The following is a 14,873-nucleotide window of genomic DNA, read 5'->3' as shown; positions in this document are numbered from 1 at the left end:
AGGCGTACGATGAACGTGCAGCATAACGCAGACCTCAAAGGTGCGACCAGGGCAACGGCTGACTGGTGGCATGGCGGCGTGATCTATCAGATCTATCCGCGCAGTTTTCAGGACAGCAACGGCGATGGTATCGGCGATCTGGCCGGCATCACCGAACGGCTGCCCTACGTGGCCTCGCTTGGGGTGGATGCGATCTGGATATCGCCCTTCTTTCAGTCGCCGATGAAAGACTTCGGATATGACGTCAGCGATTACCGCGCGGTCGATCCGATGTTCGGGGACATGTCGGATTTCCAGGCGCTGCTGGACCGGGCGTATGACCTGGGCCTCAAGGTTATGATCGACCTTGTCCTGTCTCACAGCTCGGACCAGCATCCCTGGTTTGCCGAAAGCCGCGCCAACCGCGAAAACCCCAAGGCCGACTGGTATGTCTGGGCCGACCCGAAACCCGATGGAACGCCGCCCAATAACTGGCTGTCGATTTTCGGCGGTTCGGCCTGGCAATGGGACGCGCGCAGGCAGCAATACTACCTGCACAACTTCCTGACCTCGCAGCCCGACCTGAATTTTCACTGTCCCGAGGTTCAGGACGCCCTGCTGGACGCAGCGCGGTTCTGGCTGGACTTGGGTGTGGACGGGTTCCGCCTGGACACGATCAATTTCTACTTCCACGACCGGCAGCTGCGCGACAACCCGGCGCTTCCGCTGGATCGGCGCAATGCGTCGATCGCGCCGATGGTCAATCCGTATAACCATCAGGACCACCTGTATTCCAAAAGCCAGCCTGAAAATATCGCCTTTCTTGAACGCCTGCGCGCGCTGACCGATCAATATGAAGGTCGTGCCTGTTTGGGCGAGGTCGGCGATGCACAGCGCGGGCTCGAGATCATGGGCCAATACACCTCGGGCGATAAGCGCATGCACATGTGCTATGCGTTCGAGTTTCTGGAAAAGCGGGCCCTGACTGCGCAATATGCCAAACAGGTTTTCGATCAGCTTGAGGAAAAGGCAGGCGATGCCTGGCCCTGTTGGGCGTTTTCCAACCACGACGTCCCGCGCCACGCCTCCCGCTGGGGGCTGGACGACGCCGCGATCCGTCTGCATGCGGTGCTGATGATGTGCCTGCGCGGGTCTGCCTGTCTGTATCAGGGAGAGGAGCTGGGCCTGCCCGAGGCCGAAGTCCCCTTCGAGCGTCTGCAAGACCCCTATGGCATTGAATTCTGGCCCGAGTTCAAGGGCCGGGATGGTTGCCGGACACCGATGGTCTGGACGACCCAGGACGCGCAATCGGGCTTTAGCACTGCGGAATCATGGCTGCCGGTCAGTCCGGTTCAGGCCGAACAGGCGGTGGACCGGCTGGAAGCGGACCCGCAATCTGTTCTGCATCACTATCGGGCCGCGATTGCCTTGCGCAGGGCGCATGGGGCGTTGCGGCACGGCACGCAGACGCAGATGGAACAAACCGGCCCGATCCTGAGTTTTGTTCGCGATGACGGGGCCGAGCAGGTATTCTGCGCCTTCAACATGGGTCCGGGCACGGCCGAGATCACGCTGCCCGACGGGGACTGGCGCCCTGTGGGTCTGGAATTGGGCGGTGTCGCGGGCACCGGATCGGTGACGCTTGGGCGGGCCGGGTTCTGTCTGATGGTCACGGAAAAGGGGTAAGACATGTCGGAACTCAAGCTTACGGATGTCGCCAAGACCTATGGGCCGGTCAAGGTTCTCAAGGATATCAACCTGGACATCAAAACCGGGGAACTGATCGTCTTTGTGGGCCCGTCAGGATGTGGCAAGTCCACGTTGCTGCGCATGATTGCCGGTCTTGAAAAGATCTCGGGCGGGACGCTGGAAATCGAAGGGCAGGTCATGAACGATGTTCCGCCTGCACAGCGCGGCATTGCGATGGTTTTCCAGTCCTACGCCCTGTACCCGCATATGACCGTGCGCGAAAACATGGCCTTTGCGCTCAAGATCGCCAAGGTCCCCGCGGCCGAGATTGATGCCGCGGTCGAGCGGGCGGCGCAGATCCTGCAGCTTGAACCGTTTCTGGATCGCCTGCCCAAGGCGCTGTCCGGTGGTCAGCGACAGCGCGTGGCCATTGGCCGGGCCATCGTGCGCGACCCCAAGGTATATTTGTTCGACGAACCGCTTTCGAACCTGGACGCGGCGCTCAGGGTTGCCACCCGGATCGAGATTGCGCGGCTGAAAGAGGCGATGCCAGACAGCACCATGATCTATGTGACGCATGATCAGGTCGAAGCGATGACCCTGGCCAGCCGTATCGTCGTGCTGGCCAACAAGGGTATCGCCCAGGTCGGCACGCCGCTTGAGCTGTACGAGACACCCGACAACGAATTCGTCGCGCAGTTCATCGGCTCGCCGTCCATGAACCTGCTGCCCGGAAAGGTCACCCAGACCGGGCCGCAGACCACTGTCCAGCTGGACGGGGGCGGGGTTGCCGTTTCAACGATCCCCACCAAGCCCGAGGATCAGGGCCGGTCGGTGAATGTCGGCATTCGGCCCGAAGATTTCGTTTTGACCGAGGATGCCCCGGTCTTTCAGGGATGTGTCGATTTCACCGAAGCCCTGGGCGAGGTCACGCTGCTGTATTTCGCCAAGGAAAAGGACGACGCGGCCGAGGCGGTCATCGCCAAGCTGCCCGGCATTCAGCGAAACCTGCGGGGGCAGACCGTTTCGGTCGCTGCGGCACCGGAAAAAGTCCATCTTTTCAGCAATGGACAATCCATGCGCCCCTGATTTTCGGGCTGTCTTCTTTCGGGCCAGACACTGCCACGGTCGCGCCGGCCCTGAAAACAAGGGCCTTGCCGGTCTCTGAACATAGACAATTCTCAAACTGGACTCAAGAAAACTGAAAACTGTCCCTATTGGGCGGATATTTCCGTCGTGAAACTCTGATTCACATAAAAAGAAGACCTACTCAGTCCAGAATCGGGAGAAAGTCAGATGTTAAACCGTAAAACTCTATCATGACGAACGGTCCTCAAGGGTGCGGGTGCCGCCGCGCTGGCTGCGCCGCTTTACAGCAAGTCGGCCCTGGCGTCCTCGGGTGAGATCAACATCCTGATGTGGTCGGATTACCTGCCGCCCAGCTTCCTGGAAGAGTTCACGACCCTGACCGGGATCAAGGTGAACTATACCGGTATCGGGTCGAACGAAGAGATCATCAACAAGATGAAGGCGACCAAGGGTCAGGGGTTCGATATCGTTTCGCCGACCAACAACCGGTCGCTTCAGTGGGGCCCGCTGGAACTGTTGCAGCCGTTTGACATGAACAAGGTTCCGATTGAGCTGGTGAACCCGGCAATGGCCGCCATCGGCACCGATGCGTGGAACTTTGGCGACAGCGGCGTGCATTGGCTGCCGCATATCTGGGGCACCGAAGGGATCGCCTATCGCACCGACCTGTGGCTGCCCGAAGGCGACGCGCCGTCCTATGGCGATGTGTGGTCCGAGGCAAACGCCGGCAAGACCATGGGGCGCGCGCATTCGATGATGCTGGGTGCGGGTCTGTATATGGAACGTGCGGGCGAGATGGAGGCGGGCTCGGTCTGGGCCGCGTATGGCGACGAAGACACCATGCGCAAGGTCTGGGGCCAGATTGCCGATTGGTGCATCGCGCGCAAGGACCGCATCAAGCTGATCTGGAACGACGCCGATACGCAGAAGAACGGTCTGCTGAACGAAGGCGTTATCGTGGGCCAGACATGGGATGGCCCGCCGCTGGCGCTGAAAGCCGCGGGCGAGCCGGTGCATTACCAGGCCCCGGTCGAAGGCGCGATGGCCTGGGTGGACGGCATGTCGATGCCGACTGGTGCCACCAATATCGAACAGGTCTATGCCTTTATCGATTTTGCCTATCAGGCCAAGCCGGCCGGTGTCGCGATCGACAGCCACGGGTACAACTCGCCCGTTCTGGGCGCCGACCAGTATTCCGGCGACACCTACAAAAGGAACTTTGCCGAGGCCTATCCGGGCGACTCGCTGGCCAACCTGAACCCGTGGCCGGCCGAGGCACCCTGGTATGCCGAGATCCGGACAGAGTTCGTCAACAAGTTCAAAAGCGCCTGATCGCCTTGAACCGACCCCTCGCGAAGGCGCGGGGGGTCACGCCACCGCGCGCCAATCCCCGGTGCGACGGATAGAACAAGAGTACGGTTTCCCACCGTACCGCAGGGAGAACCAGACATGAGCGCAGGGATCGGTGTCGATCTTCAGAACCTTTGGATTCGCTTTGGTGATTTTGTCGCCGTGCGCGATGCCAATGTGAACATCAACGGGGGCGATTTTTTTTCGTTTCTTGGCCCGTCCGGATGTGGCAAGACCACCATCCTGCGCGCGGTTTCGGGTTTTCTGGAACCCAGCGAAGGCAACGTCCTGATCGGCGGCAAGGACATGAAGGGGATCGGGCCGAACAAGCGCCCGACGGCGCTGATATTCCAGAACCTGGCGCTGTTTCCATTGATGAAGGTCTGGGAAAACATCACGTTCTCGATGGAGATCAAGGGGACCTCGGCGGTTCAGCGACGCAAACGCGCGGATGAATTGCTGGACATGATTGCCCTGCCGGGACAGGGCGACAAACTGCCCAGCGAATTGTCGGGCGGTCAGCGTCAGCGGGTGGCAATTGCCCGTGCCTTATGCGCCGAACCGGACGTTCTGCTGCTGGATGAACCGCTGTCGGCGCTGGATCTCAAGCTGCGCCAGCACATGCGGACGGAACTGCGTGAAATTCAGCAACGCGTCGGGATCACCTTTATCTACATCCCCCACGATCAGGGCGAGGCCCTGACCATTTCGGACAACATTGCCGTGATGCGGGCCGGGGTGATCGACCAGATTGCGGATGGCAAGACAATCAATAACGACCCCGCAACCGCCTTTGCGGCTTCGTTTGTGGGCGAAAACAACGTCTTTCGCGGTACGGTCAAGCGGGTGTCGGGGTCAGAGGTTCTGATCGCGACCGGCCGGTCCGGGGACCTGGCCGCGCGCATTTCCACGGCGAACCAGGGCAAACTGCGCGAAGGCGACGAGGCGATGATGTTCGTCCGCCCCGAGGCGCTGACGGTCGCGACGGATGGCATGTCGGGCGATCACTGCATCGACGCGCGGGTGAAACACGAAGAATTCGAAGGCAACGTGTTCAATATCTTCACCGAAGATGCGGGCGGCAAAGAGATCAAGGTGTCGCTGCCCAATACCGGCCAGTCCTTCCAGGATCACACCGGCCAGACCATCACGCTGGAATACCAGACCCGCAATGCGGTCGCGGTTCCTGCGGGTGAGCTGGCGGCGGAATAGGGGGGCCGGACATGCCAGGCTTCCTTAAAGAGTTCTTCAACCGCAACGGCACGGGCATGGGGCTGACGATCCTGCTTTTGGTCCTGTTTTGGACCATCGGTCTGATCATCCTGCCGCAATTGTCGATGCTGGATTTTTCTTTCCGCCCCAACCTGCCGCCCCCCGAGATCGGGGGCCCCAAGGATGTCTATACTCTGGAGAATTACCAATACCTGGTCTATGGCCCCGAAGGCGGCAGCCAGGACTATAATTCCGTCGACCTGCGGGTTTTCTTTCGCACGCTGGTCGCGGCGGTCTGCGTGACGGTCTTCAACCTGATCCTGTGTTACCCGATCGCCTATTACCTGGGTCAGTCCAAGGGCAACCACATCCGCATTTTCGCGATGATGCTGATCATCCCTTACTGGATCAATGAGATCCTGCGCGCCTTTGCGTTGCGCATCATCTTTGGTGAAACAGGGGTGTTGAACACGATTTTCGTCGGGCTGGGTATCTGGGATACGCCGTTCGACTTTATCCGCAACGACATCGCGCTTTATGCGGGTCTGGGCTATGCCTATATCCTGCTGATGATCTTCCCGATCTACAACGTGATCGAAAGCCTTGATCACAACCAGATCGAGGCCGCGCGGGATCTGGGTGCGCCGTGGTGGCGGATTCACTGGCGCGTTGTCATCCCCTATGCCAAGCCGGGGATCAGTTCGGGCTGTACCATGGTGTTCATGCTGTCGGCCGGCGCTCTGGCTGCACCGCAGATCCTGGGCGGTCCGTCATCCTTGTGGTTCACGCAGCTGATCTATCAGCAGTTCAACGACAATAACGACTGGCCGCAGGGGGCCGCCTACGCCATCGTCCTTTTGGTGACCTGCATCCTGTTCGTGCTGGCCATGATGCGCCTGTTCAAGGTGAACATGGGGGACATCGGGAAATGAACATGTCCTTTCTCAGGCTGAGCATCTGGGTCTATCTCGCGATATTCTTTGCCTATCTGCTGGGCCCGCTGGTCATCATGTCGGTGACCGCGTTCAACTCATCGGCCTTTCCGCGCATGACGCCGTGGGAATGCCTGACCTTCCAGTGGTTTGCTGAGCTGTTTCAGGATCAGCGCATCCTGAACGGTATCAAGAACTCGTTGATCATCGGCGCGGGGACGGTTGTCCTGTCGGTGGCCATGGGGCTGGCGGGGGCGCTGATGCTGACCCAGGTCTGGCCCAGGCTGCGCGCGACCTATTACACGATCATCATTGCGCCGATCCTGATCCCCGGCGTGGTGCTGGGGATCTCGACACTGGTCTTCTGGGACCGGATCAACCGGATGCTGGGGCTGGGCGCGGACAGCGTGCTGTCGAACGGTATATTCCTGACGGTGATCGGCCAATCCACCTTTATCGCCAGCTATTGCATGCTGGTCCTGGTGGCCCGGTTGCAGCGTTACGACATCGCCCTGACCGAAGCTGCACTGGATCTGGGTGCGACCCATGCTCAGGCTTTCCGCAAGATCCTGCTGCCGTTCATGCGTCCGGCGATTGCAAGCGCCGCGGTGCTGGCCTTTCTGGCTTCGTTCGAGAACTACAACACCACGACCTTTACCTTCGGCGAATACCCAACCCTGACGATCGAGCTGGCGCAGAAGGTTCGGTACGGCATCACGCCCGCAATCTCGGCGCTGGCCTTCATCATCGTTGCGTTGACCGTCTTCTTTGCCCTGCTGAACGAAGCCAAGCTCAAGCGGCAGGAACTGGTTGCGGCGGCCCGCCAAAAGGCAACGGTCGAGGAACTGGCCGGAAAGGTCCGCCTGCCCAGCTTTTTCGCGGGCAACATGGCCGCTGTTTTGCTGGTAGTGTTCGCGGTGGCCACGATCACCGTGGTTGGGACGGCGACCGCCTATAATCCACAGCAATGCATCGCCAATGTGAAAGAGCAAAAGCGACTGGAGGCAGAGCAGCGCATTCAGGAATTGCGCAAGCAGCGTGAAGAACAGCGCAAGCAGCGCGAAGCCCAGGAGGCAGAACAGGGCGCGACACAGCCCACGACCCCAAAACCGTCGAACAACAGCGGCTTTGGCAATGTGTTTGCGCCCAACACGCTGGGCAATGACGGTAACGAAAGCGATGACGCCACGCCCGGGACGGATGACGCGCCCGCCGGGAATGGCGGTTTCGGGGGCGTATTCGACCCCAACAGCCTGCAGGGTGGCGACTAGCCCGGCACCCTGCGCAGGCCCCCGGCGGCCTCAGCCATTATCGGTTGGATCGTGCCGGATGATTTCGGCATCACAGCCGCCAATGCGGTACCCGTTCCAGTCAACGGGACCGGCATTGTAATTGATCAGGAACGTATGGCGTTCGGTCTGGCGTCGGCGCAGTCCGGGCGGCATGGGGTTCACCTCGGTGCCAGTGGCCTCTGCCGCCAATGCGATGACCCGGTCCCACAGGTCGTCATCGGGAAACCCGGCCAGATACCAAAGACCGTCGACGCCTTTCAGGGCGGCTGCCCCATCGTCAAAGGTCAACAGGTCAGGCGCATTGCCAGAGATGCGGTCGATCCAGTGCCGCGCCGAACCGCCGCCATTGACCGGGCGGGAAATATGGGGGGGCAGGGTCTCGACCAGGTCGACATGGCAGTCCAGCCCGGTCAGACCCGGACGGCCCTGTTCGGGTATCTGGAAATCATTGGTGATTGCGCCACTGCGCGGGCCCAGGATGGCCAGTTTGTTCCCTTGCGCCAGCGGGTCGTTCCATGCGGGGTCAATCGTGGCCAATCCGGGCGCTAGGATCAGGTCATGGCCGCAGGTGGCAATGTCGCCCGGCGGGATGAAATCCACCGAAAGCCCGGCGCGCCGCACGGCCCGATAGGCGGAAAATACCAGCCGGAAATAGTCAAACCCTGCGCCCTGGGGCTGTGTCGCCCAGGCCCAGTCCGAGGCATAGTCGAACACGATTGCCACCGGCGCGCGCGCCTGGTTCACCTCGCCCAGCTGTTTCAGGTCATCTGCCGTCTGGCGCGCCTCGGACAGCGCCGGGGCGGGCCGGTTGTCGGGCGTCAACAGCCCCGCATGCATCTGTTCCTGCGCAAAGGGCGCCTGCCGCCACCGGAAATAGCTGACAACCTCGGCCCCATGGGCCACCGCCTCGATCGACCAGAGCCGGACCATGCCGGGAAGAGGGGCCGGGTTATAGGGGGCCCAGTTCACCGGGCCGGGCTGTTGTTCCATCACCCACCACCGGCCCCGGCCGACAGCCCGGTACAGGTCGTGATGAAACGCCTGCATGTCCGGGTCGCCCTGTTGTAGAAAGGCGGTTTTGTGGACCTCGTCCGCTTCGAGCCGGTCCGAGAGGAACCCAATCGGATAGCTGTCCCAGGTGGCGATATCCAGATCCGCACCGACCTCGAAATGGTCGAAATCCAGGATGCGGCCCATGTAATTGTGCAGCAAAGGCGCGTCGGTCAGGGGGCGCAGGACATCCGCTTGTGCCTTGTTGAAGGCCACGACCTGATCGGAACTGAAACGCCGAAAGGCCAGGACATGGGCCGGGTTCGGTTCGGTCACGGTCTGGTTCGGCAGGTCGATCTGGTCAAAATCATCATAGTCCATGGACCAGAAAACATTGCCCCAGGCGGCATTCAGCGCGCCGATGCTGCCATACCGTGCCGCCAGCCATTGGCGAAAGGCCTGCAAGGCCGGTGCGCTGTAACTGACGGTGGTTTCGTGGCAACCATATTCGTTGTCGATCTGCCATGCGGCAACATGCGGATTGCGGCCATAGCGTTTTGCCATGATCCCGGCGATGCGCACACATTCCTGAACATAGCCGGTATGGCTGAAACAGTAATGCCTGCGGGATCCGAATTTGCGGACATGGCCCTGCTCGTCCACCGCCAGCATGTCGGGATGCCTGTCCAGCATCCAGCGCGGCGGCGTCGCGGTCGGCGTGCCCAGCACGACCTTCAGCCCCGCGGCGCCCAATGTCTGGATCGCGCGGTCCAGCCAGTCCAATTGCAGATCGCCGGGCGCGGGTTCCATCCTGCTCCAGCTGAATTCGGCGATACGCACCCAGCTGAGGCCGGCCTGCACCATGCGCGCGGCATCATCGGCCCACATCGTTTCGGGCCAGTGTTCGGGATAGTAGCAGACGCCAAGCGCGGGTTTCATAGGATGACCCTGTGTTCCGGCTGACCCCGGCCTGCATTGTCCGCAGCAAAGGTCATGCCATTGGTGGGATGTTTTTCGACCGTGGCCGTGTCCAGCCCCTGACGCGCGGTGGTGCAGAACAGCGTTGTCAGCGCATCACCGCCGAAGGCCGGGCAGGATGTATGGGCCGCGTCAAATTCCACCGCGTGCAGGAAACGCCCGTCCGGACCATAGGCCGCGACCCGGGCGGCGCCCCATTGCGCAATCCAGATGTTGCCTGCGGCATCGACCACTGCGCCGTCGGGGTTAAGACCCTCGCCGCGCAGGTCCAGGAATACAGTGCTGTCACCTTCGGGCCAGCCGGTGTCGGCGTTCAGGCCCCACCGCCGGACCTGTCCGGTAACGGTGTCGCAGAAAAAGGCGGTTGATCGGTCCGGGGCAAAACAGATCGCGTTCGAGATCGTGACATCGGCCACGATTTTCCGCAGTTCGCCGCGCCAATACCGATAAATGCCCCCGGCGCCCGGTTCCGCCTGTTTGCCCATTGTTCCGATCCAGAAACCGCCCCAAGGGTCGGCGCGACCGTCATTCGAGCGGGTGACGGGATTGTCCGCCTCAAGCAAGACCAGGCGGTCTTTCTTGCCGTGGATCAGGTCGAACCGCCACAGGGCGGTTTCCGAGGCAATCAAAAGCGTATCGTGATCGACCCACCCGGCGGCCGAGACATGTTCGTCGAACTGCCAGCTATGCGGCTGGTCCTCCTGGCGGGTCATCAGGCGTTTGTCGATTATGTCGAACCAGAACAGCTGATTGCGTTCGGGATGCCACAACGGGCCTTCGCCCAACGCACAGGGGCGGTTGTCAAATACCCGGCTCATGCTGTCGCCGCGTCAAAGGCCGCCACGATCCGCCGGGCGCGCTCGGCCACCTCGGGCGGGGTCATGCCAGGTTTGAACAGGGCCGAGCCGATCCCGAACCCGTCCGCGCCCGCCTTGATCCAGCTGTCAAAGTTTTCGGGGCCCGCGCCGCCAACCGCATAGACCTGCGTGCCCTGCGGCAGGACCGCCCGAAGGGCGGCAAGCCCCGCCGGACCGGCCATGGACCCCGGAAACAGCTTCAGGCCGGTCGCCCCGGCAGACAGGGCGGTAAAGGCCTCGGTCGGGGTGAATATGCCGGGCCAGCTTTGCAGGTTCAGCGCGACCGAGCGTCCGATGACCTTTGTATCGCAGTTCGGCGAAACGATCAGCCTGCCGCCTGCCTGGGCCACCTGATCGACCTGTTGCGCGGACAGGACGGTTCCCGCGCCGATCAGGGCGCGGTCACCAAAGGCCGAGGCCAGGGCCGCGATGCTGTCCAGCGGATCAGGCGAATTCAGCGGAACTTCGATCCGGTCGATGCCTGCATCCAGCAGAACGCGGCCAATCGGTTCGGCCTCGGTCGGGCGCAGGCCGCGCAGAATGGCAATTACAGGTCGGCTCATGTGGTTTGCCTCGTCAGGTTTCGGGCCTGTGACAACCCCGCCAGTGTTGTCTGTGTGGCGTCGGCGATCTCGCAAAACGCGCCCTGTTGTTTCAGTGCCGCGGCATAGGCCGCCGACAGGTCAGGGGATCCGATGATGGCGATTTGCTGACCCAGCCAATAGGGCCGCGTGGCCGCCAGTTCGGCGCCAAGCAGCAGTCCGGACAGCCGGGCCCGCGCATGGCCTGCATCCTGACCCCGAAGCAGGTCTGCGGCCCGGATACCAAACAGGCGCGCGGCAAGGTTTTCGGGCCGCGACAGCGTGTCGGCGACCGCCTCGGCAAAGGCCGCCTCGTCCCAGCCCTCGCCGACGGAATGTTTCAGCACGGATTGCCCGCACAAAAGGTCGAACATCTCGCCCGTCATGAAGGTTCGAAAGCTTATGACCTCGCCCGCGCTGACCTGAACCCATTTGGTATGTGTTCCGGGCAGGCAGATGACCCCGTCCCAATGCGGGCGCGGGGAAAGGAACCCGGCGATCTGGGTTTCCTCGCCGCGCATGACATCGGCGGGGTCGTTCTGTTTCAATCCGGGCACGACAAAGGCGCGAATGCGGGGGTCGGTACCCGGGACCCGGACCGGGCAAACGGGCAGCGCGGTGCAGGGAACGGCGGAATAGGGGGCCTCGACCCAGCCCTGGCGTGCGCCGACCATGCCGCAGGCAACCACATCCACCGGGGCCGGGCCAAGCCAGTCTTCGACCAGGGACAGCAGCGCCGATTGGAACCCGTCGCGATTTACGCGGGACATGCCCGCCTCGGACCGGGCGTGGTGCAACACGGTTTCGCCCTGCATCGCCCATGCGCGCAGGTGGGACGTGCCCCAGTCAACCGCGATCCATTCCGTATTCATCTTGTCACCCCGTCACCACGACGCCGCCATCGACCACCATGCACTGGCCCGTCATTGCCCGGCTGGCGCGCGATGCCAGGAACAGGGTCGGTTCGACCATATCGGCAGGGGCCAGGTGTTCCTTGAGGCATTGCCGGTCCAGATGCGCGGCCAGGTCTTCGGGCGTGGCCCATTTATCCATTTGTTTTTGCGTCAGGACCCAGCCGGGCGCCAGCGCGTTGACCCGGATGTTGTTTGGTCCCAGTTCGCGGGCCAGCGACCGGGTCATGCCCGTGATTCCCGCATTGGCGGTTGTATAGACCGGGTATCCCGCATTGCCCATCATGTAGCTGACCGAGCTGAAATTGACGATCGCGCCGCCGGTGCCGCCCATCTGCCTTGCGGCTTCCTGGCAGGCAAAGAAATAGGCCTTGAGGTTGACCTCGATCATCTGGTCCCAGAATGCGGTTGTGGTGTCTTGCAGAGAGTGGCGCTGGTCGTTGGCGGCATTGTTGATCAGGACGGTCAGCGGGCCGTGGGTCTGGGCGGCCTTGGTCATCGTTGCGTGCAAAACATCGGTATCGGTCATGTCGCCCTGCAGGAACAGGGGCGCGCGCCCGTGTTTTTCGCGCATATCTTCGACAAATCCGCTTGCGTCCGAGCGCCCGATAAAGGCGACCTGCGCGCCCTGCGCCAAGAAACCGTCGGTCAGCGCGGCCCCGACGCCCGAGCCTCCGCCGGTGATATAGACGGAGGCGCCGTCGAGGTCGGGAAATCTGGCAATCGGGTCCATCATCGGGCCTTTCTCGGTCTTGGGCGGTTTTGGGGGTCGTTTTTGAGTATTTTTGAAAAGATGAAGATCAGGCGGCGCGGGGTGGGCGGCACCAGTCCGGCAGCCAGTCGGAATGGGCATTCAGCAGGTCGGTGACGAGGCTTTGGATCTGGCGCAAATCCAGTTCGGCCGCGGTGTGGGGGTCCATCATGGCGGCGTGGTAGATGTGTTCGGGGGTCTGCTGGGTCAGGGCGCGCACGGTCAGTTCCTGCACGTTGATCTGGCTGCGCATCAGCGCGACCAGTTGCGGCGGAATGTCGGTGATGACCGAAGGCTGGATGCCATTGGCATCAACCAGGCAGGGCGTTTCGACCGCGGCACCCAGGGGCAGTTGCGGGATCTGCCCGGTATTGGGCAGGTTCCCATAGGCCACATAGGGCGTGTCAGTGACGATGGCGTTCATCAGGTCGGCGGCAAATTCGTGGCTGCGGGTGACGTCGATCTTGCGGCCATCTGTCAGGGTTTTGGCCTGTTCTTTCCAACCAGCGACCTGTTCTTCGCAGCGGGTGGGGTATTCATCGAGCGGAATGCTGAAGTGTTCGATCAGGTCGTCGCGCCCGTTTTTGATGAACCAGGGGACATATTCGGCCAGATGTTCCGAGCTTTCGGTGCAGAAATAGCCCAGGTGATCCATCACCTCGTACCGGACTTTGTTTGCGCAGCGCGGCATCAGCAGGGGCGGTTTCGGAAGCTGTCCGCTGGCATAGCCCTGCCGGAGCGCGGGGTAGAGGTCACGGCCCTGGTGTTCCAGTCGCAAAAAGAAGGCGACGTGGTTCACGCCCGCGACCTTGTATCGGATGTCACCTTTGGGCAGGTCCAGATCATGGGCCAGTTCCTGGACCGTATTCTGGACCGAGTGGCACAGGCCAACCTGCTTGAGGGCGGGAAATTGCTCGGCCAGGGACCAGGTGTTTATGGCCATCGGGTTGACATATTGCAGCAGGGTCGCGTTCGGACAGAGCTGCATCATGTCCTGCGCCACGTCCCACAGCACCGGCACCGTGCGCAGGCCGCGCATGATACCGCCCACGCCAAGCGTATCGGCGATGGTCTGGCGCAGGCCGTATTGTTTGGGGATGTCGAAATCGGTGACCGTGCAGGGCTTGTACCCGCCGATCTGAAAGGCGGTAACCACGAAATCCGCGCCGTCCAACGCTGCGCGGCGGTCGGTATGGGTGGTTACTGATGCTCCGGTTCCGACGGTGCGGATCATGGAGCGGGCAACCGTTTCGCTTTCGGCCAGCCGCTGGGGGTCGATATCCATCAGGGCGAAATGGCTGTTGGCCAGCGAGGGGGTCAGCAAGGCATCCCCCACGATGTTCTGCATGAAGATCGTGGAGCCCGCCCCGATGAAGGTGATCTTGGTCATGTCGTGGTTCTCTGGTTTGGTGTCACTTGACTGCTCCGAGCGTCAGGCCCGCGATAAAGTGTTTCTGCATCAGGAAGAACATGGCCACCGGCGGCAGGGCGGCGACGATGGACCCGGCGCTCATCAATTGATAGGCGGCGCGGAACTGGGCGTTGAAGCTGGTGATGCCTGCCGTGACGGGCTGGCTTTCGGCACCCTGGGTCAGGACCACGGCCCAGAAGTAATCGTTCCAGATGAAGGTGAAGATCAGCACGCTGAGCGCCGCGATTGCGGGTTTCATCAGGGGCAGGACCACGTACCAGAAGATGCGCCATTCGCTGATGCCCTCGACCCGGGCGGCCTCGATCAGTTCAAAGGGCAGGGCACGGATGAAGTTGCGCATGAACAGCGTGCAAAACCCGGTCTGGAAGGCGATGTGGAACAGGACCAGCCCGGTCTTGGTGTTGTAAAGGCCCAGGTGCAGGGTCAGGTCGCGCACGGGCACCATCAGGATCTGGAACGGCACGAAATTGCCCGCGACGAACATGAAAAAGATCCACAAGTTCGATTTGAATTTGTAGATGCCCAGGGCAAAGCCTGTCATGCAGCTGAGCGCTACTGCGCCGATCACCGTTGGGACCGTGATCAGGAATGAGTTCAACAGGTATCGCGGCATGTCCGAGTTGAAGAAGACCTGGCCATAGTTGAACGCACCCTCAAAGCTGGACGGCATCCCCCAATAGTTCGCATTGGTGAAATCGGCCTCGGGTTTGACCGAAAACAGCGCAACCGCCAGCAGTGGGCCAAGCCACAGCAGCAGGGCAATGGGCAGCATCGCCTGATAGGTGATCTGTGCCGCGCGCGGTTGTTTTTCGATGGGTTTGGGAAACATC

13 protein-coding genes are annotated in these 14,873 nt (G+C 61.7%); 6 read left to right on the top strand and 7 right to left on the bottom strand.

The window, feature by feature from the left end:
* Positions 1–9: 9 nt before the first annotated feature.
* The 6 genes from ACXAG8_RS07385 to ACXAG8_RS07360 all read left to right on the top strand — a co-directional run bounded on the left by ACXAG8_RS07385 (position 10) and on the right by ACXAG8_RS07360 (position 7,522).
* The gene (locus tag ACXAG8_RS07385) at positions 10–1,665 is read left to right on the top strand and encodes an alpha-glucosidase (RefSeq protein WP_475223173.1); all 1,656 of its coding nucleotides are present in this window, start codon (positions 10–12) and stop codon (positions 1,663–1,665) included.
* A 3-nt stretch (positions 1,666–1,668) separates the two neighbouring features.
* Complete coding sequence (locus ACXAG8_RS07380) at positions 1,669–2,757, top strand: ABC transporter ATP-binding protein (RefSeq protein ID WP_475223172.1); 1,089 nt, start codon at positions 1,669–1,671, stop codon at positions 2,755–2,757.
* A 327-nt stretch (positions 2,758–3,084) separates the two neighbouring features.
* Complete coding sequence (locus ACXAG8_RS07375; RefSeq protein ID WP_475223171.1) at positions 3,085–4,089, top strand: extracellular solute-binding protein; 1,005 nt, start codon at positions 3,085–3,087, stop codon at positions 4,087–4,089.
* Positions 4,090–4,206: 117 nt separating this feature from the next.
* The gene (locus ACXAG8_RS07370) at positions 4,207–5,319 is read left to right on the top strand and encodes an ABC transporter ATP-binding protein (RefSeq protein WP_475223170.1); all 1,113 of its coding nucleotides are present in this window, start codon (positions 4,207–4,209) and stop codon (positions 5,317–5,319) included.
* A gap of 11 nt (positions 5,320–5,330) precedes the next feature.
* Positions 5,331–6,251 carry an ABC transporter permease gene (locus ACXAG8_RS07365; protein WP_475223169.1) on the top strand — a complete coding sequence of 307 codons (921 nt, stop codon included), beginning with the start codon at positions 5,331–5,333 and terminating at the stop codon, positions 6,249–6,251.
* Positions 6,248–7,522: an ABC transporter permease gene (locus ACXAG8_RS07360; RefSeq protein ID WP_475223168.1), complete on the top strand. Its 1,275-nt coding sequence runs from the start codon at positions 6,248–6,250 to the stop codon at positions 7,520–7,522. Before ACXAG8_RS07365 ends, ACXAG8_RS07360 begins: the two co-directional genes overlap by 4 nt.
* Positions 7,523–7,552: 30 nt before the next feature.
* On the opposite strand, the gene ACXAG8_RS07355 is transcribed toward ACXAG8_RS07360, so the two are convergent.
* The 7 genes from ACXAG8_RS07355 to ACXAG8_RS07325 all read right to left on the bottom strand — a co-directional run bounded on the left by ACXAG8_RS07355 (position 7,553) and on the right by ACXAG8_RS07325 (position 14,872).
* Complete coding sequence (locus tag ACXAG8_RS07355; RefSeq protein WP_475223167.1) at positions 7,553–9,472, bottom strand: beta-galactosidase; 1,920 nt, start codon at positions 9,470–9,472, stop codon at positions 7,553–7,555.
* Entirely contained in the window at positions 9,469–10,329 is an 861-nt protein-coding gene (locus tag ACXAG8_RS07350) for an SMP-30/gluconolactonase/LRE family protein (protein ID WP_475223166.1), read from the bottom strand. Before ACXAG8_RS07350 ends, ACXAG8_RS07355 begins: the two co-directional genes overlap by 4 nt.
* Positions 10,326–10,931: a 2-dehydro-3-deoxy-6-phosphogalactonate aldolase gene (locus ACXAG8_RS07345; RefSeq protein WP_475223165.1), complete on the bottom strand. Its 606-nt coding sequence runs from the start codon at positions 10,929–10,931 to the stop codon at positions 10,326–10,328. Before ACXAG8_RS07345 ends, ACXAG8_RS07350 begins: the two co-directional genes overlap by 4 nt.
* Complete coding sequence (locus tag ACXAG8_RS07340) at positions 10,928–11,821, bottom strand: 2-dehydro-3-deoxygalactonokinase (RefSeq protein ID WP_475223164.1); 894 nt, start codon at positions 11,819–11,821, stop codon at positions 10,928–10,930. The genes ACXAG8_RS07345 and ACXAG8_RS07340 overlap by 4 nt, the downstream gene beginning before the upstream one ends.
* A 4-nt stretch (positions 11,822–11,825) precedes the next feature.
* A complete protein-coding gene (locus ACXAG8_RS07335) occupies positions 11,826–12,593 on the bottom strand; it encodes an SDR family NAD(P)-dependent oxidoreductase (RefSeq protein ID WP_475223523.1) in 768 nt (255 codons plus the stop codon).
* A 67-nt stretch (positions 12,594–12,660) separates the two neighbouring features.
* Positions 12,661–14,001, bottom strand: a complete 1,341-nt coding sequence (gene melA, locus ACXAG8_RS07330) for an alpha-galactosidase (RefSeq protein ID WP_475223163.1) — start codon at positions 13,999–14,001, stop codon at positions 12,661–12,663.
* 22 nt (positions 14,002–14,023) lie between these two features.
* On the bottom strand, positions 14,024–14,872 hold the full coding sequence (locus ACXAG8_RS07325; RefSeq protein WP_475223162.1) for a carbohydrate ABC transporter permease: 849 nt from the start codon (positions 14,870–14,872) through the stop codon (positions 14,024–14,026).
* Between the last annotated feature and the right edge of the window lies 1 nt (position 14,873).

The organism is Ruegeria sp. ABD4_443 (genome assembly GCF_056160865.1).
This window is presented reverse-complemented; position numbering and strand designations above follow the sequence as displayed.

Coding starts and splice junctions, on each gene's coding strand:
- melA (WP_475223163.1), bottom strand. CDS start 14,001: ATGACCAAGATCACCTTCATCGGGGCGGGCTCCACGATCTTCATGCAG.
- ACXAG8_RS07325 (WP_475223162.1), bottom strand. CDS start 14,872: ATGTTTCCCAAACCCATCGAAAAACAACCGCGCGCGGCACAGATCACC.
- ACXAG8_RS07365 (WP_475223169.1), top strand. CDS start 5,331: ATGCCAGGCTTCCTTAAAGAGTTCTTCAACCGCAACGGCACGGGCATG.
- ACXAG8_RS07385 (WP_475223173.1), top strand. CDS start 10: ATGAACGTGCAGCATAACGCAGACCTCAAAGGTGCGACCAGGGCAACG.
- ACXAG8_RS07380 (WP_475223172.1), top strand. CDS start 1,669: ATGTCGGAACTCAAGCTTACGGATGTCGCCAAGACCTATGGGCCGGTC.
- ACXAG8_RS07370 (WP_475223170.1), top strand. CDS start 4,207: ATGAGCGCAGGGATCGGTGTCGATCTTCAGAACCTTTGGATTCGCTTT.
- ACXAG8_RS07355 (WP_475223167.1), bottom strand. CDS start 9,472: ATGAAACCCGCGCTTGGCGTCTGCTACTATCCCGAACACTGGCCCGAA.
- ACXAG8_RS07335 (WP_475223523.1), bottom strand. CDS start 12,593: ATGGACCCGATTGCCAGATTTCCCGACCTCGACGGCGCCTCCGTCTAT.
- ACXAG8_RS07350 (WP_475223166.1), bottom strand. CDS start 10,329: ATGAGCCGGGTATTTGACAACCGCCCCTGTGCGTTGGGCGAAGGCCCG.
- ACXAG8_RS07375 (WP_475223171.1), top strand. CDS start 3,085: ATGTGGTCGGATTACCTGCCGCCCAGCTTCCTGGAAGAGTTCACGACC.
- ACXAG8_RS07340 (WP_475223164.1), bottom strand. CDS start 11,821: ATGAATACGGAATGGATCGCGGTTGACTGGGGCACGTCCCACCTGCGC.
- ACXAG8_RS07360 (WP_475223168.1), top strand. CDS start 6,248: ATGAACATGTCCTTTCTCAGGCTGAGCATCTGGGTCTATCTCGCGATA.
- ACXAG8_RS07345 (WP_475223165.1), bottom strand. CDS start 10,931: ATGAGCCGACCTGTAATTGCCATTCTGCGCGGCCTGCGCCCGACCGAG.